Annotated in this window: 13 protein-coding genes; 9 read left to right on the top strand and 4 right to left on the bottom strand. The window is 74.5% G+C overall.

Annotation, left to right across the window (positions count from 1 at the left end; genetic code table 11):
- The first annotated feature begins 295 nt into the window (after window positions 1-295).
- The 3 genes from AB0B63_RS03570 (at window position 296) to AB0B63_RS03560 (ending at window position 4,704) form a co-directional block, all read left to right on the top strand.
- Entirely contained in the window at window positions 296-3,346 is a 3,051-nt protein-coding gene (locus AB0B63_RS03570) for a carbohydrate binding domain-containing protein (RefSeq protein ID WP_357014288.1), read from the top strand.
- 71 nt (window positions 3,347-3,417) lie between these two features.
- The gene (locus tag AB0B63_RS03565) at window positions 3,418-4,110 is read left to right on the top strand and encodes a WYL domain-containing protein (RefSeq protein WP_357014286.1); all 693 of its coding nucleotides are present in this window, start codon (window positions 3,418-3,420) and stop codon (window positions 4,108-4,110) included.
- 219 nt (window positions 4,111-4,329) lie between these two features.
- Window positions 4,330-4,704: a VOC family protein gene (locus tag AB0B63_RS03560; protein ID WP_208568771.1), complete on the top strand. Its 375-nt coding sequence runs from the start codon at window positions 4,330-4,332 to the stop codon at window positions 4,702-4,704.
- A gap of 190 nt (window positions 4,705-4,894) precedes the next feature.
- Here AB0B63_RS03560 and AB0B63_RS03555 read toward each other — a convergent pair whose 3' ends face one another.
- A complete protein-coding gene (locus tag AB0B63_RS03555) occupies window positions 4,895-5,371 on the bottom strand; it encodes a hypothetical protein (protein WP_357014283.1) in 477 nt (158 codons plus the stop codon).
- A gap of 209 nt (window positions 5,372-5,580) precedes the next feature.
- Complete coding sequence (locus AB0B63_RS03550; protein WP_357014281.1) at window positions 5,581-6,516, bottom strand: LD-carboxypeptidase; 936 nt, start codon at window positions 6,514-6,516, stop codon at window positions 5,581-5,583.
- 79 nt (window positions 6,517-6,595) lie between these two features.
- Between AB0B63_RS03550 and AB0B63_RS03545 the strand changes: the two genes are divergently transcribed.
- Window positions 6,596-7,360 carry a type 1 glutamine amidotransferase gene (locus AB0B63_RS03545; RefSeq protein WP_357014279.1) on the top strand — a complete coding sequence of 255 codons (765 nt, stop codon included), beginning with the start codon at window positions 6,596-6,598 and terminating at the stop codon, window positions 7,358-7,360.
- A 1-nt stretch (window position 7,361) separates the two neighbouring features.
- The gene (locus tag AB0B63_RS03540; RefSeq protein WP_357014277.1) at window positions 7,362-10,376 is read left to right on the top strand and encodes a bifunctional [glutamine synthetase] adenylyltransferase/[glutamine synthetase]-adenylyl-L-tyrosine phosphorylase; all 3,015 of its coding nucleotides are present in this window, start codon (window positions 7,362-7,364) and stop codon (window positions 10,374-10,376) included.
- A gap of 222 nt (window positions 10,377-10,598) precedes the next feature.
- Here the strand turns inward: AB0B63_RS03540 and AB0B63_RS03535 are convergent, their stop codons facing one another.
- Both AB0B63_RS03535 and AB0B63_RS03530 read right to left on the bottom strand, forming a co-directional pair.
- Window positions 10,599-11,321: a class I SAM-dependent methyltransferase gene (locus AB0B63_RS03535; protein ID WP_357014275.1), complete on the bottom strand. Its 723-nt coding sequence runs from the start codon at window positions 11,319-11,321 to the stop codon at window positions 10,599-10,601.
- Window positions 11,314-12,381 carry an NAD(P)/FAD-dependent oxidoreductase gene (locus AB0B63_RS03530; RefSeq protein ID WP_357014273.1) on the bottom strand — a complete coding sequence of 356 codons (1,068 nt, stop codon included), beginning with the start codon at window positions 12,379-12,381 and terminating at the stop codon, window positions 11,314-11,316. Before AB0B63_RS03530 ends, AB0B63_RS03535 begins: the two co-directional genes overlap by 8 nt.
- 101 nt (window positions 12,382-12,482) lie before the next feature.
- On the opposite strand from AB0B63_RS03530, the gene AB0B63_RS03525 reads away from it, so the two are divergent.
- From AB0B63_RS03525 to mptB (AB0B63_RS03510), 4 genes are all read left to right on the top strand, one after another.
- Entirely contained in the window at window positions 12,483-13,097 is a 615-nt protein-coding gene (locus AB0B63_RS03525; protein WP_307799485.1) for an XRE family transcriptional regulator, read from the top strand.
- A gap of 107 nt (window positions 13,098-13,204) precedes the next feature.
- Window positions 13,205-14,818 carry a hypothetical protein gene (locus AB0B63_RS03520; protein ID WP_357014270.1) on the top strand — a complete coding sequence of 538 codons (1,614 nt, stop codon included), beginning with the start codon at window positions 13,205-13,207 and terminating at the stop codon, window positions 14,816-14,818.
- Window positions 14,819-15,021: 203 nt separating this feature from the next.
- The gene (gene mptB, locus AB0B63_RS03515) at window positions 15,022-16,437 is read left to right on the top strand and encodes a polyprenol phosphomannose-dependent alpha 1,6 mannosyltransferase MptB (RefSeq protein ID WP_357014268.1); all 1,416 of its coding nucleotides are present in this window, start codon (window positions 15,022-15,024) and stop codon (window positions 16,435-16,437) included.
- A gap of 13 nt (window positions 16,438-16,450) precedes the next feature.
- A complete protein-coding gene (mptB, locus tag AB0B63_RS03510) occupies window positions 16,451-17,935 on the top strand; it encodes a polyprenol phosphomannose-dependent alpha 1,6 mannosyltransferase MptB (protein ID WP_208568763.1) in 1,485 nt (494 codons plus the stop codon).
- The last annotated feature ends 28 nt before the right edge of the window (window positions 17,936-17,963 follow it).

Below are 17,963 nucleotides of genomic sequence, written 5' to 3'. Positions count from 1 at the left end.
GTCCCTGCCGGGACGGTCCAGACCACGGGCCTGGCGTCGTCTGCGCCCGGTCCCGCCGGCCCACCGGATGCCCGGTGACGTGCCCCGCCTCCACCGGTCGGCGGGATGGGAAGAGTTTTCCGTCGGTGAAAGTCATTGCGGGCTGGCTGCGAAATTTCCTCCACACTTCATCGGGATGAACCTCTGGTTTCGGCGCATCGAAGCTGCTAACTTCCTGGCACCGCGTTCGCAACTTCTTGCAACGCCTTCAGTAGCTTGCACCCGTCGCTCGGGTGCGGGTGTCAGGAGAGCCATCATGAGGCGGACCACCACCACCCACCGCCGACGGGCCGGCGCACTCGCGCTCGTCGTCGGCGTGGCCGCGAGCCTGTTGCCGCTCACCGCGGCGGCAGCGGCCAACACCGTCACCGTCTACTACCAACCCCCGGCGGCCTGGGGCACGTCGGTCAACATCCACTACGGCGTCGACGGCGGCAGCTGGACCGCCGTGCCCGGCGTCGCCATGGAGGCGGCCTGCGCCGGCTGGCGACGCCGGACCATCGACCTGGGTGCCGCCACCGGCCTGCAGGTGGTCTTCAACAACAACGCCGGCACCTGGGACAACAACAACGGCGGCAACTACCGGCTCGGCACCGGCGCGGTCACCGTCGCCGGGGGCCGGACCGGCATCGGCGACCCGTGCACCACCACCCCGACGCCCACCACCACCCCGACGCCCACCCCGACCCCGACCGTCGCCCCGACCCCGACCGCCGCCCCGGGCGTTGCCACCGCCGAGGTCTGGTACCACCTCGCCAGCCGGGGATGGGCCGGCGCGAACCTGCACTACCGGCCGACCGGCGGTGCCTGGACCGTCGCTCCGGGGGTGGCGATGCAGGCCGCCTGCACCGGCTGGGCGCGTCGCACCGTCGACCTCGGCACCGCCACCGGACTCACCGCCGCGTTCAACAACAACGCCGGCACCTGGGACAACAACAACGGGGCCGACTACACCCTGCGCGTCGGGCGCAGCACCGTACGCGGCGGGGTGGTCACCCCGGACGCCGCCGACCCGTGCCAGCCCGCCACCCCGGACACCACACCCCCGGCCACCCCCGCCGGGCTCACCGCCACCGCCGCCGGGTTGTCCGTCACGCTGTCCTGGACGGCCGCCACCGACGACCGGGCGGTCACCGGGTACGAACTGACCCGTACCGGCGGCACCGGTGGGGCCACCACCGTCACCACCACGACGACCCGGTACGTGGCGTACGACCTCGCCGCGGGCACCGCGTACACCTGGACGGTGCGGGCCCTCGACGCGGCCGGCAACCGGTCGGCGGCGAGTGCGCCCGCCACCGCGACCACCGGGACCACCCCGCCGGTGGGCGGTTCGCCGCTCGGCGGTGACCCGCGCGAGGACAGCATCTACTTCGTGATGACCGCCCGCTTCGCCGACGGCGACGCCACCAACAACCGGGGCGGCAGCCAGCACGTCAGGTCCGGCAACGCGGCGAACGACGACCCGATGTTCCGGGGGGACTTCAAGGGCCTGGTCGACAAGCTGGACTACATCAAGGGGCTGGGCTTCTCGGCCATCTGGATCACCCCGGTGGTGCTCAACCGCTCCGACTACGACTTCCACGGCTACCACGGCTGGGACTTCCACCGGGTGGACCCCCGGTTGGAGAGCCCCGGGGCCAGCTACCAGCAGCTGATCAACGCGGCCCACGCCAAGGGCATGAAGATCTTCCAGGACGTGGTCTACAACCACAGCTCCCGCTGGGGCGCCAAGGGGCTCTTCGTCCCCACCGTCTACGGCGTCCGCGACGAGCAGTGGAAGTGGTACTACGACCAACCGCAGGCCGGCCGCGAGTACGACCCGATGGTCGAACACGACGGCAACGACCCGACCCTGACCGCCGCGCAGAACGCCAAGGCCAAGGGCCGCCCCTACAACGGCGACGTCTGGTCGGGCACCGCCCCCACCGCCAACCGCTGCCTCAACTGGGGCACCCCCAACGGCGCGTACAGCCAGGAGGGCTACACCGTCTACCACTGCCAGTGGCCGGTGCCGACCGGCAAGCTCTTCCCCGCCGACCTCTACCACCAGTGCTGGATCGGCAACTGGGAGGGCGAGGACGCCCGGAGCTGCTGGCTGCACGAGGACCTGGCCGACTTCAACACCGAGAACGCCACCGTCCAGCAGTACCTGATCGACGCGTACAACAGGTACATCGACATGGGGGTGGACGGCTTCCGGATCGACACCGCCGTGCACATCCCCCGGGTCACCTGGAACCGGCGCTTCCTGCCGGCGATCCAGCAACACGCCCTCGCCCGGCACGGCGAAAAGGGCCGGGACTTCTACGTCTTCGGTGAGGTGGCCGCGTTCGTCAACGACAAGTGGAACCGGGGCTCGGTCAACCACTCCGCGCAGTTCTTCACCTGGAAGGAGCGCAAGGAGTACAGCCCGGACGACGTGAAGGCCGCCATCGAGCAGTACGACTACGAGCAGCTGATCGGCACCGGCGGGCAGCCGACCAGCGACAACGCGTTCCTGCGGGGCAACACCTACCACGCGCCGGACCACTCGAAGTTCTCCGGCATGAACGTCATCGACATGCGGATGCACATGAACTTCGGCGACGCCGGCAACGCCTTCGGCAACGGCCGCGACTCCGACGACAGTTACAACGACGCCACCTACAACGTCGTCTACGTCGACAGCCACGACTACGGGCCGAACAAGTCGAACACCCGCTACGCCGGGGGCACCGACGCCTGGGCCGAGAACATGAGCCTGATGTGGACCTTCCGCGGCATCCCGACGCTCTACTACGGCTCCGAGATCGAGTTCCAGAAGGGCGCGAAGATCGACTGCGGGCCGACCTGCCCGTTGGCGACCACCGGGCGGGCGTACTACGGCGACCACCTCGCCGGCAGCGTCACCGCCACCGACTTCGGGGTGGTCGGCAGCGCCAGCGGGGCGGTGGCGACCACGCTGGCCGCGCCACTGGTCAAGCACGTGCAGCGGCTCAACCGCATCCGGCGGGCCATCCCGGCCCTGCAGAAGGGCCAGTACTCGACCGAGGGGGTCAGCGGCAACCAGATGGCCTACAAGCGCCGGTTCACCAGCGATGGGGTGGACAGCTTCGCCCTGGTCACCGTCTCCGGCACGGCCACCTTCACCGGGGTGCCGAACGGGACGTACCGGGACGCGGTGACCGGGGACGTCCGGACCGTCACGAACGGCACCCTCACCGCTGCGGTCAGCGGCCGGGGCAACCTGCGGGTGTACGTGCTGGACCTGCCCGGCAACCCGGCCCCCGGCAGGATCGGCACCGACGGTCCCTACCTGAGGTGACCGCCCGCCCCCGTCCGCCCCGCCGGGGTGGACGGGGGCGGTGCGTCGTACCCCCGTCGTAGCGTGCGGGGATGAACCGGACGGATCGTCTCTATGCCCTGGTGGAGGAGCTGCGGGCGGTGTCGCCCCGGCCGCGCAGCGCCCGCTGGCTGGCCGCCCGGTTCGAGGTGAGCACCCGCACCGTCGAACGGGACATCGTCGCCCTCCAGGGCTCCGGCGTACCGATCTGGGCCGAGCCCGGCCGCACCGGCGGTTACGTGGTCGACCGGTCGCACACCCTGCCGCCGGTCAACCTGACCGCCACCGAGGCGGTGGCGATGGCGGTGGCCCTGCACCGGCTCGCCGGCACCCCGTTCGCCGTGGCGGGCGGCACCGCGCTGCGCAAGCTGCTCGCGGTGCTACCGGCCGCCGACGCCGATGCCGCACGCCTGCTCGCCGGCCGGGTGCTGCTGGTCGGCACCGGGCCGGGCACGTCCGTCCCGGCCGTCGTCGCCGACGCGGTCTCCGCCCGCCGGGTGCTCCGCCTGCGGTACGCCGACCGCTGCGGGGTGCCCTCGTCGCGTGAGGTCGAGCCGCTGGGTTACCTGGGCAACGACCGGCACTGGTACCTGCTCGCCTGGTGCCGGCTCCGCGACGGGCTGCGCTGCTTCCGTACCGACCGGATCGTCGGGGTCGAGGCGTTGCCGCAGCGGGTGACCCGGGAGTTCTCGCCGGCCGACCTGGACGTCCCGGCCGACCGGGTGCGCCGGCTGACCCTGGTCTGACTCGGCGTGGGCCGGCCGCGCAGTCCGGTCGGCGCGGGCTGTCCGGACGGGTCGGCGTGCGGGCCGTCCAGTCCGGTCGGCGCGGGCTGTCCGGACGGATCGGCGTGCTGGCCGTGTGGACCGGGCGGTAAACACCGACAGGACGGTGTCGCGGACACCCGGGAGGCTGACTGCCGAGCCCGCCGGCCGCCCGGTCGGCGGGGGAACAGGAGGCAACGCGTGACCAGCACACCCGTCACCTGGTTCGAGATCGGCACCGACCGGCCGGACGAGGCGCAGAGCTTCTATGCGGAGTTGTTCGGCTGGACCTTCACCGAGGAGGGCACGGCCGAGGGCGGTTCCTACCGGACGACCACGGCGGGGGAGCCGACCGGCATCGGCGGCGGCATCCGGGCTCTCGCCGAGGACGCGCCCGGCTACGCGATCCTCTACGCCGAGGTGGCCGACGTGGCGCAGACCTGCGGTCGGGCCGAGGCGGCGGGCGGCACGGTGCTGACCCCGCCCCGGACCACGCCGAGCGGCCTGACCCTCGCCCTGGTGCGCGACCCGGTGGGCACCCACCTCGGTCTCTTCTCCTCGGGTGGCAGCGCCTGACGCCAGCGGGTCGACGTTGCGGTTCCTCGGGTGGCAGTGTCTGACGCCACCGGGTCGACGTTGCGGTTCCTCGGGTGGCCGCGCCTGACGCCAGGGCCGACGTTGCGGTGTCCCGGTGCGTCGGACACCGCAACGTCGGCCCCGGTGTGTTGATCTCCGGCCCGCCCGGGTCGGGCGGGCCGGAGGTGGGTCACTCGCCGGGCGTACCCGCCGGACCGCGGTGGTGACCGGGGCCACCCGCACCCGGGAAGACCCCGGCCTCGACGGCCTTGGTGATCGCGTCGGCCTGCTCCTGGGTGAGCTTGCCGTCCTTGACCGCCTGGGCCAGCCGCTCGGCCAGCTTCTCCTGCCGGTCCTCGGCCGACGGACGCTCCGGCCGGTCACCCTTGGCGCGGTCCTTGTGCTGCTCGCGCACCTTTTCCAGGGCGGCGGTCACCTTGTCGGTGTCCACCCCCAGCTCCTTGGCGAGCGCCTCGGCGAACTCGTTCTGCCGGTCGGCGCGCTGCTGCTGCCGGTCGGTGCCCGGGGCGGCCTCGCTGCTGGCGCTCGGCGTCGGGGTGGCCCCGTTCTCGGCGAAGGCGACCGTGGGAGCGGCGATCCCCACCCCGAGCACACCAGCGGCGGCGAAACCGACCAGCAGGCGCTTCTTCGACATCATGCGGGACATCGGTCCTCCAGTACGTCGGTGGTGATGCGTTGACGTCACCGACAGTGACCACCGAACCTGGGAATCCCCCCTCCCGACCCTGTCCCTGAGCTGAAAATCCCGCCCCACCGCCCCGGTGATCAAGAGGTTTCGGTCAGGAATGCGTTCTCCGATGACGCAAACCTCTTGATCACCGGGCCGGGGCCGGGCCGGGTGGGGGTGGGGTGGGGTTATTGGACGGCGGGGGTGGTGGTTAGGGTGCCGGTTTCGGTGTCGAGGGTGGCTGGGGTGCCCACCGGGACGGTGAGTTGGCCGGGGCCGTGGCCGATCGGCAGGCCGCCGAGGACCGGCACGCCGAGGTCGCCCAGCCGGTCGGTGAGCACGTCCACGACGGTGGTGTCCCAGCCGTCGGCGCAGTCGGTGAACTGGCCCACCGCCACCCCGGCCAGACCGTCCAGCACGCCCGCGCGGCGCAGGTGGGTGAGCATCCGGTCGACCTTGTACGGCGGCTCCTGCACCTCCTCGACGAGCAGCACCGCCCCGGTCAGGTCCGGCATGTCCGGGGTGCCCAGGGTGGCGGTGATCAGGCAGAGGTTCCCGCCGAGCAGCCGACCCACCGCCCGACCGGGGACCCGCACCGGGTAGGTCTCCTCCGTGGGCACCGCCTCGACGGTGACCGGCGCGGTGGTCATCAGCGCGGCGTGCAGCGACTCCGCCGAGCGCAGCGGGGTCCGCTCGTCGACCCAGGCCGCCCCGGGGCCGTGCACGCCGGTCAGCCGGGCACCCCGCCAGAGCGCGAACTGCAGGGCGGTGATGTCGGAGAACCCGGCCACCACCTTCGGGTCCCGCCGCACGGCGGCCATGTCGATCAGGTCGACCACCCGCTGCGCGCCGTACCCGCCCCGGGTGCAGATCACCCCGCGCACCTGCGGGTCGGCGAAGGCGGCGTTCAGGTCCGCGGCGCGCAGCGCGTCGTCACCGGCGAGGTAACCCCGTCGGGCGTACGCATTCGGTGCCACCACCGGGCGCAGCCCCCAGCCGGTCAGTAACTCGACACCCCGGGCCACCCGCTCCGGACGGGTCGGCCCGGACGGCGAGACCAGCATCACCGTGTCGCCCTCGTGCAGCACGGGCGGGCGCAGGACGGACGGGTCGTCGGCGATCACAGCGGCCGAGCATAGTCTCCCCGCCGCGCGGTCCGAGGCGTTCCGGGTGTCCGTCGACGAACCCGATAGCCTCGACGGCGTGGGAACCGCACTGGTGATCGAGAACGACCCGACCGACGACCCCCGACGGCTGGGGGAGTGGCTGGTGGAGGGGGGCCTTGAGCTGCGGGTGCTGCGCCCGTACGCCGGCGACGAACTCCCCGACGACCTCGCCGGCCACGTGGCGCTGGTGGTGCTCGGCGGTGACCAGCACGCCTACCCGGCCCCCGGCGGCACCCCCGGCGCACCCTGGTTCCCGAAGCTCGAAGGGTTGCTGCGCAAGGCCGTGCGGCACCGGGTGCCGACCCTCGGCGTCTGCCTCGGCGCGCAACTGCTCGCCACCGCGCACGCCGGCCTGGTCGAGCGCAGCCCGTCCGGCCCCGAGGTGGGCCCGGGCGTGGTCGGCCGGCGCGACGCCGCCGAGAGTGACCTGCTGTTCCGGTACGTGCCGCTGATCCCGGACGTGCTCCAGTGGCACACCGACGAGATCACCGAGCTGCCCCGGGCCGCCACCCTGCTGGCCGCCTCGACCCGCTACCCGCACCAGGCGTTCCGGCTCGGCGACCGGGCCTGGGGCCTGCAGTTCCACATCGAGTGCGACACCGCGATGATCGCCGAATGGGCGCGCGGCTCCGAACTGCTCGCCGAACTGGGTTACGACGAGGACCTGGTGGTGGCCGCCTGCGACCGGGTGATGGCCGACGTCGAGGAGGTGTGGCAGCCGTTCGCGGTCCGCTTCGCCGCCCTCGCCCTCGGCGAGCTGGACGACGACACCCGCCGCAGCCTGCCCCTGCTCGGGCACTGAGATGAGCAGATCGACCAGGGGACGGCTGGCCCGCTACGGCTTCGCCGAGGGCGACGGCGGGATCCGCGCCGCCGACCTGCTCGGCGCGGACGGGCTCGGGCTGTGGCAGGCCGACGAGCAGGAGCCCACCGACCGCGCGGCGGCCGACCTGCTGGCCGCGCTCTCCCGGGCCGCCGACCCGGATCTGGCGCTGCGTCAACTGCACCGGATGGTGGAGACCGAACGCCGCACCGCCGCCGACGCCACCGGGTCGGCCCTGCTGGCCGGGCTCGCCGCCGATCCGGGTCTGCGGCGTCGGCTGGTCGCCGTCCTCGGGGCGTCCTCCGCACTGGGTGACCACCTGGTCGCCAACCCGGGGCAGTGGACGGTGCTCGGCACCGCCCCGGACGGGTTGGCCCCCACCGCCGACGGTCGACTCGACCTGGCGCTCGCCAGCCGGTTGACCGTCGCCACCGCGCCGGTGGCGGTGCTGCGGCAGGCGTACCGGCTGGCGTTGCTGCGGATCGCGGCGGCCGACCTGACCGGTGGGCGGGGCCTGGAACAGGTGATGTCGGCGCTGTCCGCGCTGGCCGACGCGACCCTCTCGGCGGCCTACGAGATCGCGGTGGGTGAGCTGCCGGCGGGCACGCCCCGGCCCCGGCTGGCCGTGGTGGCGATGGGCAAGTGCGGTGGCGACGAGCTGAACTACGTCTCCGACGTCGACGTGATCTTCGTGGCCGCGACCGACGAGGACCTGCCCGCCGCGACCACCGTCGCCGCCCGGCTGATCCACATCTGCGGACTGGTCGCCTGGCCGGTGGACGCCGCGCTGCGCCCCGAGGGCAACCGGGGGCCGCTGGTGCGTACCCTGGCCAGCCACCTCGCCTACTACCAGCGGTGGGCCCGCACCTGGGAGTTCCAGGCGCTGCTCAAGGCCCGTCCGGCCGCCGGTGACCTGGCGTTGGCCGGCGAGTGGGTCGACGCCCTCGCCCCTCTGGTCTGGCGGGCCTCCGAGCGTCCCGAGGCGGTCTCCGACGTACGCGCCATGCGCCGCCGGATCATCGACAACATCCCGCCGAAGGAGCTGGACCGCGAGATCAAGCGGGGTCCGGGCGGGCTGCGGGACATCGAGTTCGCCGTCCAACTGCTGCAACTGGTGCACGGCCGGGGCGACGAGTCGCTGCGGGTGCCGGGCACCGTGCCGGCGCTGCGCGCGCTGGTGGCCGGCGGTTACGTCGGGCGGGCCGACGGTGAGGCGCTGCTGCGCGGATACCGCTTCCTGCGCGGGGTCGAACACCGGCTCCAGCTCCAGGCGCTGCGGCGCACCCACACCGTGCCGACCGAGCCGGCCGCGCTGCGCTGGCTGGCCGCCGCGCTCGGCTACGCCGCCATCCCGGGCCGCAGCGCCGTGGAGAGCTTCCGCGCCGACTGGGTCGCGCACGCCACCGAGGTACGCCGGCTGCACGCCAAACTGCTCTACCGGCCGCTGCTGGAGTCGGTGGCCCGGGTGCCCGCCGACGGCCTGCGGCTCACCCCGGAGGCGGCCCGGCACCGGCTGGAGATCCTCGGTTTCGCCGACCCGGCCGGGGCGCTGCGCCACCTCGAAGCCCTCACCGGCGGGGTGAGCCGGACCGCCGCCATCCAGCGGACCCTGCTGCCGGTGCTGCTCAGCGAGTTCGCCGACGCGCCCGAACCGGACCGGGGGCTGCTCAACTACCGGCAGGTCTCCGACAAGCTCGGCAGCACCCCGTGGTACCTGCGGCTGCTGCGCGACTCCGGGCCGGTGGCCCGGCGGCTGGCCCGGGTGCTGTCGTCGTCCCGCTACGCGGCCGACCTGCTGGCCCGGGAACCGGAGGCGCTGCGGCTGCTGGCCGAGGAGAACGAGTTGACGCCCCGACCCCGGGAGGTGCTCTGCGACGGGTTCGCCGCCGCGGCGGCCCGGCACGCTGACCCGGTCGAGGCGACCCGGGCGGTACGCGCGCTGCGCCGCCGGGAACTCGTCCGGATCGCCTGCGCCGACGTGCTCAGCCGGGCCGGCGGGCTGGCCCCGCGACCCGAGCGTGGTGTGCCGGCCGGCCCGCTGGCCGACGTCACCCGGGTCGGCACCGGCCTGTCGTACGTCACCGACGCCACCCTGTCCGCCGCGCTGCGCGCCGTCCGGGCCGCCCAGCCGGAACTGCCCGGCCTGCGGTTCGCGGTGATCGGCCTCGGTCGCCTCGGCGGGTACGAGTCGAACTACCTCTCCGACGCCGACGTGCTCTTCGTCTACGATCCGCCCGCCGGGACGGCGGAGAGCACCGCCAGCGCCGCCGCCCACGCGATCGCCGAGGAACTGCGCCGGCTGCTCGCCGCCCCCGCCCCCGACCCGGCGCTCGGCGTCGACGCCGACCTGCGCCCCGAGGGACGGCAGGGCCCGCTGGTCCGCAGCCTCGCCGCCTACGCCCAGTACTACGCCCGCTGGTCGCGGGTGTGGGAGGCGCAGGCGCTGCTGCGGGCCCGGTTCGTCTGCGGCGACGCCGACCTGGGCACCGAGTTCGAGAAGATGGTCGACCCGGTCCGCTACCCGGCCGACGGGTTGACCCGGGAGCAGGTGGTCGAGATCCGCCGGATCAAGGCCCGGGTGGAGAACGAACGGCTGCCCCGGGGTGCCGACCCGGCCACCCACACCAAGCTCGGTCGGGGTGGCCTGGCCGACGTCGAGTGGGCGGTGCAGCTGCTCCAGCTGCGCAACGCCGGGGCGTACCCGCAGCTGCGCGGCACGCGTACCCTCGATGCCCTCGCGGCGGCCCGGGAGGCGGGGCTGGTCGACCCGGCGGACGCCGCCGCGATGGTCGCCGGGTGGACCCTCGCCGCGCAGGTCCGCAACGCGCTGATGCTGGTCCGGGGTCGGGCCGGCGACCAGCTTCCCCGGCACGGGGTGGAGCTCGCCGGTGTGGCGCGGTTGCTCGGCGCGGACGACCCGGGGGAGTTCCTCGACGACTACCTGCGCACCGCCCGGCGGTCCCGGGCCGCCATGCAGCGGGTCCTGGAGAGCTGAGCCACCGCCGCCGGCACCGAAGCCGTCGGCATAGTCGGGCCAGACAGCCGTGCCGGGCAGGCGTGCCGTGCCGGGCAGCCGTGCCGGGCCGGACAGTCGGGCCGGGCCGGGCAGCCGTGCCGGGCCGGGCAGCCGTGCCGGGCCGGGCAGCCGTGCCGGGCCGGGCCGTGCCGGGCCGGGTAGCCGGGCGACGACGGCGGCCCGGTCACCAGGGCGGCCCGGTCACCGGCGGCGGACCAGCACCAGATGGTCGATCAGGGTGCCGGCCTCGCCGTTGGGGCCGGTGGCCTGCCGCTGCGGCGCGTCGAGGCGCTCGACGTGCCATCCGTCCGGGTCGAGGTCGAGCTCGGCCAGAGTCTCCTGCGGGGTGGGGAACCGTACGTGGCGATGTTCGGCGGCACCCCACGGGGGCACCGCGCCGTGCTCGACCACCAGCAGCCGTCCGCCCGGGGCGACTGCCCGGACCGCCGCCCGCAGCACCTGCGCCCGGGGGAAGTCCAGCGGCGACTGGAGGAACTGCGCCGAGACCAGGTCGAACCTGCCCGCCGGGAAGGTCCGGGCCAGGTCGTGCCGCTGGAAGTCGACCAGGGACGCCACCCCGGCGGCCGTCACGGCGGCGGCCGACCGCTCCAACGCGGTGGTGGAGACGTCGACCGCCGTCACCCGCCAGCCCTGTCGGGCCAGCCACACCGCGTCGCCGCCCTCGCCGCAACCGAGGTCGAGGGCGCTGCCCGGCGGCAGCGCCCCGACGACGTCGACCAGGTGCGGATTGGGTCGGCCGCTCCACTGCCGCTCCCGGGCCCGGTACATCTCGTCCCAGTGCCGGGCGGTCTGCTCGTCCACGGCCGCGTCGACACCGGTTCCGTGCGGACCGCCCTCGTTGCCGGTCCCGTGGGCACTGCGGTCCTGCCCGCCGTCCTCGTTGCCGGTCCCGTGGTCACTCACTGGCCTGTCCGCCGTCCTCGTCGCCGGTGCGGGCGGCGGTGGCCCGGTGCGTGGCCACCGCCCGGTCGGTGTCCTCGGCGATCAGGTCGGCGTTGAGCGCGGCGGCGGCCTTCAGTCCCGCCGCGGCGGCGGCGATGACGGTTGCCTGCGGGTCGGTGACGTTGCCGGCCACCCAGACGCCGGGCACCCCGGTCGCGCCGGAGGCGTCGGCGGCCACCCGGTCACCGAAGGCGTGCCCACCGACGACGAATTCCTCGGTGGGCAATCCGAGCCCGGCGAGGAAAGCGGCCCGCGCGCCGAACCGGGGGGCCACCACCAGCGCCTCCCTGGGGACCACCCGGCCGGACCGTAGCCGTACGCCGGTGAGCCGGTCGCCGGTGACCTCCAGCTGCGCCACCTCCCCGTCGACCACGGTGACGCCCCGGGCGGCCAGCTTCTCCGCCTCGTCGGCGGGCAACGGCCCGGCGGTGTGCGTGAAGACCACCACGTCGTCGGTGAGCTGACGGAACAGCAGCGCCTGGTGGGCGGCCATCGGGCCGGTGGCGAGCACCCCGACGGCCTGGTCGCGTACCTCCCACCCGTGGCAGTAGGGGCAGTGCAGCACGTCGCGGCCCCACCGGTCGGCCAGGCCCGACACGTCGGGCAACTCGTCGACCAGGCCGGTGGTGACCAGCAACCGGCGGGTGTGCAGGGTGCTGCCGTCGGCCAGGGTCACCGTGAACCGCCCCGGACCGACGTCGCCCGCCGGTGCCGTGGCGTCGTGCGGGTGGGCCGGGTCGATCGGGTGGGTGGGGTCGATCGGGTGGGTGGCGGTGACGGTGCCGTCGAGGACGGTCACGCCGTACCGGGCCACCTCGGACCGGCCCGTCGCGTACAGGTCGGCGGGTGGGACACCCTCGTTGGTCAGGAAGTTGTGCACGCGGTCGGCCGGGGCGTTGCGCGGTGCACCACCGTCGACCACCACCACGTCGCGGCGGAACCGGCCCAGGGCGAGCGCACCGCTGAGCCCGGCCGCACCGCCACCGACCACCACCACGTCGTGCACCACCGGGTACGTCATGACTGCCTCCTCACGGGCGGGTCCGTCCCGCCGATGCCCCGGATCGTGCGCCCGGATCACCGTACTGCCAAATCTGGTTGCCGAAATGGCAAACTGGTGCGGTGACCGACGACCACAGCGACATCCCCCCGGACGAGGTACTCACCGCCGTCGGACCCCGGCTGCGGGCGCTGCGGCAGCAGCGCGGCGTGACCCTGGGTCAGCTCGGCGCGGCGACCGGCATCTCGGTCAGCACGCTGTCCCGGCTGGAGTCCGGCGGCCGGCGGCCCACCCTGGAACTCCTGCTCGCCCTGGCCCGCTTCCACCGGGTGCCGCTGGACGACCTGGTCGGCACGCCGCAGACCCGCGACCCCCGGGTCCACCGCCGGCCCGTCGTCCGTCACGGCGTCACCATCGTGCCGTTGACCCGTCGCCCGGGTGGCGTCCAGGCGTACAAGATGATCTATCCACCGCAGGTGCCGGCGGGGGAGCCGACCCAGCAGGCGCACGAGGGGTACGAGTGGCTCTACGTGCTCTCCGGTCGGGTCCGGCTGCTGCTCGGCAGCCACGACCTCACCCTCGACGCCGGTGAGGTCGCCGAGTTCGACACCCGCACCCCGCACTGGTTCGGCAACCCCCACGACGAGCCGGCGGAGATCCTCAGCCTCTTCGGCCCCCAGGGTGAGCGCCTGCACGTCCGCGCCCGCCCGTCCCCGGTCCGCCCCACCCGCCCCTGACCGGCACCGGGTGCCGGCGCGCCGGCGGTGCACTGGCGGCGTGCGCTGGCGGTGCGCGCGACGACCCCGGGCGGGTGTCACCGCGCCTACCGTGGTAGGACTGCTCGGTGCCGACGACCCGCCGTGAGCAGTTCGCGCGTCCCGTCCTCGCGGCGCTGGCGGTGTCGCTGCTGCTCGCCGTCGCATTCCTGCTCGCCCCGCCGATGGGCACCGACCTGTCGGCCCAGGTCGCCCGCGCGGGCTTCGCCGACCGCAACGGCCTGGCCCCCATCGACTTCGCCTGGTACGGCGGAGTCCACCAGGGCGGTTACAGCCTCTACACCCAACTGCTCGGCGCGCTGGTCGGCGTACGGCCGCTCGGTGCGGCGGCAGCGGTCGTCTCGTCGGCGGCACTGGCCTGGCTGTTCGTCCGCTCCGGTGCCCGCCGTTGCCTGCTGGGCGCGGTCCTGGGCGCGGTGGTCCTGGTCGGGAACCTGGCGAGCGGCCGGATCACCTTCGCCGTCGGGCTCGCGTTCGGGCTGCTCGCCCTCTGCGCGGTGGCGGCGCAACGACCCGGCCGGCCACTGCGGCTGGTGGTGGCCGCCCTGCTCGCCGCGCTCGCCACCTGGGCCAGCCCGGTCGCCGGTCTGTTCACCGGACTGGCCGGTGCCGCAGTGCTGCTGGCCGCCCTGCGACGAGGCGACGGCCCGGGAAGATCCCTGCCGGGTGGCTGGCGAGCCACCGGCCCGGTGGCCGACGGCCTCGTCCTCAGCCTTACTCCCGTGCTCGCCCTCGCGCCGATGGCGGTGCTGTTCGGCAACGGCGGCACCCAGCCGTACTCGGCCGAGTCGATGCGGATCAACGTGGCGCTGGCCGTGCTGGGGTACGCCGTCCTCGGCCGTGAGCACCGGGTGCTGCGCATCGGTGCGCTGCTGACCGTGGTGTTGCTGGTCGCCGTCTTCTACCTGCCCAGCCCGATCGGCTCCAACGCCCTGCGGCTGCCGATGCTCTTCGGCCTGCCGCTGCTCGCCGGGTTCGCTCCGGTGCGTGGACCGTGGCTGGCCGGTCTGCTCGCCGCCGTTGTCTGGTGGCAGAACCCGGTGATGGTCAGCGACGTGACGCGCGCCGGCTCGGTGGAGAGCGGCGCCGCCTTCTACCGTCCGCTCGTCGACGAACTGGCCCGACGGCAACCGGTGGGCCGGGCCGAGGTGGTGCCGCTGCGCGACCACTGGGAGTCGGCGTACCTCCCACCTACCGTCCCGCTGGCCCGCGGGTGGGAACGGCAGGTCGACGCCGACCGCAACGCGATCTTCTACACCGGCCGGCTGACCGCCGACTCGTACGCGCAATGGCTGCGCGCCAACGCCGTCCGCTACGTCGCCGTCGCGCCCGACGCGCCACCCGACCGGTGGGCGCGCGACGAGGCCAACCTGGTGCTGGGCGGCCAGCCCTACCTGCGCGAGGTGTGGCGCAACGCCGACTGGCGGCTGTACGCCGTCGCCGACCCCGCGCCGATGGTGAGCGCTCCCGGACGGCTGGTCTCCGCGGATCAGAGCGGGGTCCGGTTCACGACCGACCGGACCGGGAACGTGCAGGTGCACGTACGGTGGTCGCGCTGGCTCTCGCTGTCGGGGGCAGCCGGCTGTCTGCGGCCGGGACCCGACGGGTGGACCGAGATCAGGGTGGACGGCCCGGGTGAATTCTCGATCTCGAGCGATCTCCTGCCCGCGCGTCACTGCTGACGGACCCACTCACCGCCGCGACCTGGCCGGACTGGCACGCGGGCCTGGACCTGGCCGGCCCGCGCCCACCCGCCGAGTGGACCCACCGGCCCCGGCACCGACACCAGGGCGCTCCCGACCATCGCCGCCGTAGCCCAACGCCGTAGCCCACTGCCATAGCCCACCCCGGTGGCGTCACCGTGGTACTGGCAGCATGTTCTCCCATGCCCCTCCCCTTGGCGCGCTGGACCGGCCTGGCCGGCTCGACGATGCTCGCCGTCGCAGCGTTCCTGGGCGGCGCGCTGCCTTCCTCGCGGCACGGAAACACCCCGGTCGGCATCTGGCAGGGCCCGAACGGGCCGCTGCTCGTCGCGCTGTGGGTGGTCGGGCTGGGGCTGATGGCCGGAGTGTGGTGGACGCTGCGCGATCGCGTCCCGTCGACCCGGTGGGCGCTGGTGACCATCGGGCTCTGGCTCGTCCCGCTGCTCGTCGCCCCCCCACTGGCCAGCCGGGACGTGTACGCGTACGCCTGCCAGGGCGCCACCTACGCCGCCGGGTTCAACCCGTACGAGCAGGGGGTGTCGGAGCTGCCGTGCCCGTGGTTGGACACGGTCTCGCCGATCTGGCGGGACACCCCGGCCCCGTACGGGCCGCTGTTCGCCCTGCTCTCCGGCGCGGCGGTGGCGGCGACGGACTCACTGGTCGGCAGCATCGTGCTGTTCCGGTTGCTGGCGGTGGCCGGGGTCGCCCTGCTCGCGGCGGTGCTGCCGGTACTGGCCCGCCGATGCGGGGTGGCACCGGAACGGGCGCTGTGGCTGACGCTCGGGTCGCCGCTGGTCGGGGTGCACCTGGTCGCCGGCGCGCACAACGACGCGCTGATGGTCGGACTGCTCGTCGCCGGGCTGGCGGTGGTGGCGTCACATCCCGGCCGCCCCGGCCCGCTGCTGGCCGGTGGCGTGCTGCTCGGCCTGGCTGCCGGGATCAAGGTGACCGCGTTGGTCGTCGTGCCCTTCGCCGCGTTGGCCGCGCTGGCCGGAACGTACTCCATCCGCAGGCTCTGCCGGGACGGCGGCTGGGTGGTCGGTGGCGCGGTGGGGACGGTGGTCGGGGCGACGTTGGCGGCCGGACTGAACTTCGGCTGGATCTCCGGCCTGCAGCAGGGTGGCCTGGCGATCGCCTGGACGTCGCCGCCGACCGCCGTCGGGCAGACCGCCGGCTACGTCGCGGCCCTGTTCGGCGCGGACATCGACGCGCTACCGGTGACCCGGACGATCGGCATGCTGGTGCTGGCGGTGCTGCTGGTCTGGTTGTGGTGGCGGGCCCGCACCCGCGACCCGCTCTGGCACGCCGGCCTGGCACTCGCCGCGACGGTGGCCCTCGCGCCGCTGTTCCACCCCTGGTACTGGCTGTGGCCGCTGGCCGTGCTCGCCGCGACCACCCACCGGACGACCCGGTGGTTCGCGTTGGTGGCGTTGATCTCGTCGTTCCTGGTGCTGCCCGACGGCACCGGGCTGCCCCGGTATACCAAGATGCCCGGTGCCCCGCTGATGACGCTGTTGGTGATCGTGGTGGCCGTCCGGTTGGTACGGTCGGCTCGGGCGGGCCGGCGGCCCGCCACCGTGGACGCGCCCGCCGACTGAGGAGAGGTGGCCGGTGACCGAGCCCGGCGTGCCGACCGGGAGACGGGCCCGTGCGGCGCGTCACCTCGGGTTGACCGGAGCGGTGCTGCTCGCCGTGGCCGGCTGGCTGGGCGGGGTGCTGCCCGAGGTGCCGCCGACCGGGCCGTGGCGCGCGCCACACGGGCCGGCCGCGATCCTCTGCTGGCTGGTCGGGACGGCGCTGATGGTGGGTGCCTGGTGGGCGTTGCGCGCCGGTGCCCCGTCCACCCGGTGGGCGTACGTCACCGCCGGGCTGTGGACCCTGCCGCTGCTGCTCACCCCACCGCTGGCCAGCCGGGACGTCTACTCGTACGCCTGCCAGGGCTGGTCGTACGCGGCCGGGCACGACCCGTACCGGGTGGGGGTGGCGGCGGCCGGCTGCCCGTGGGTCGACGCGGTCGCGCCGATCTGGCGGGACACCCCGGCCCCGTACGGCCCCGCCTTCGTGCTGCTGGCCGCGCTCGCCGCGGTGCTCGGCGGGACCCTGGTCGGCACCCTGATGGTGCTGCGGCTGTACGCGGTGGCCGGGGTGCTGCTGGTGGCGCTCAGCCTGCCCGGCCTGGCCCGCGCCGCCGGGGTACCCACCCGCCGGGCGGCCTGGCTGGGGTTGGCCTCCCCCCTGGTCGGGGTGCACCTGGTGGCCGGCGCGCACAACGACGCGGTGATGCTCGGTCTGCTCCTGCTGGGCCTGCTGGTGCTGGTCCGGTCGCCCGGCCGGACGGGGGCGCTGCTCGTGGCCGGGGTGCTGCTCGGGCTGGCGGTGGCGGTGAAGGCGACAGCGCTGGTGGTGCTGCCGTTCGCGGCGTTGGCGGCGGTGCACGGCCGCTACACCCTCCGGGCCCTGCTGCGCGACGGCGGCCGGCTCGCCGGGGCGGTCCTGGCCACCCTGGCGGCGGTCTCGGCGCTGTCCGGCCTGGGGCTGGGCTGGGTCGCCGGCCTGGCCCGCAGCGGTGACTCACAGCAGTGGACGTCGGCGCCGACGGCGGTCGGTTTCGTCGTCGACTACGTCGGCGAGCTGGCCGGTCGGCGGCCGGACGCGGTGCCGGTGACCCGGGCGGTGGGCCTGCTGGTCCTGGCGGTGCTGCTGGTGCTGCTCTGGTGGCGGGCGTGGACGGCGCTGCGCCGGCTCAACGACGTCCGGCAGCGGGTGCACCGGCTGGCGGCGGCCCGGCCCCGGGTCACCCTGGGCGCGGCGGGCGCGGCGCTGGCCGCGACGGTGCTGCTCGCCCCGGTCCTGCACCCGTGGTACGTGACCTGGCCGTTGCTGCTGCTCGCGGTGTCGGCGACCCGGACGACCTGGTTCGTGGCGCCGGCGGCGGTGGCGGCCTTCCTCACCCTGCCCGACGGCACGTCGGTCGCCCGGTACACCAAGGCACCCGGCGCGATCGTGATGACCGCGCTGCTGCTGGTGCTGCTGGTCGGCGCGGCACGGGGCCGGTGGCATCCAACGGTCCGGCGTGACGGTGCCGGGCCGGGGTGACGGTGCGGGTCGTGTAACGCAGCGGGCC

This window comes from Micromonospora sp. NPDC049081, from assembly GCF_040648835.1.
Lineage (GTDB): Bacteria > Actinomycetota > Actinomycetes > Mycobacteriales > Micromonosporaceae > Micromonospora > Micromonospora antibiotica.
This window is presented reverse-complemented; position numbering and strand designations above follow the sequence as displayed.

What these genes read in the sequence shown, in the direction of transcription:
- mptB (WP_357014268.1), top strand. Translation starts at nt 15,022, where the DNA reads ATGCCCCTCCCCTTGGCGCGCTGGACCGGCCTGGCCGGCTCGACGATG.
- AB0B63_RS03530 (WP_357014273.1), bottom strand. Translation starts at nt 12,381, where the DNA reads ATGACGTACCCGGTGGTGCACGACGTGGTGGTGGTCGGTGGCGGTGCG.
- AB0B63_RS03570 (WP_357014288.1), top strand. Translation starts at nt 296, where the DNA reads ATGAGGCGGACCACCACCACCCACCGCCGACGGGCCGGCGCACTCGCG.
- AB0B63_RS03555 (WP_357014283.1), bottom strand. Translation starts at nt 5,371, where the DNA reads ATGTCCCGCATGATGTCGAAGAAGCGCCTGCTGGTCGGTTTCGCCGCC.
- AB0B63_RS03565 (WP_357014286.1), top strand. Translation starts at nt 3,418, where the DNA reads ATGAACCGGACGGATCGTCTCTATGCCCTGGTGGAGGAGCTGCGGGCG.
- AB0B63_RS03540 (WP_357014277.1), top strand. Translation starts at nt 7,362, where the DNA reads ATGAGCAGATCGACCAGGGGACGGCTGGCCCGCTACGGCTTCGCCGAG.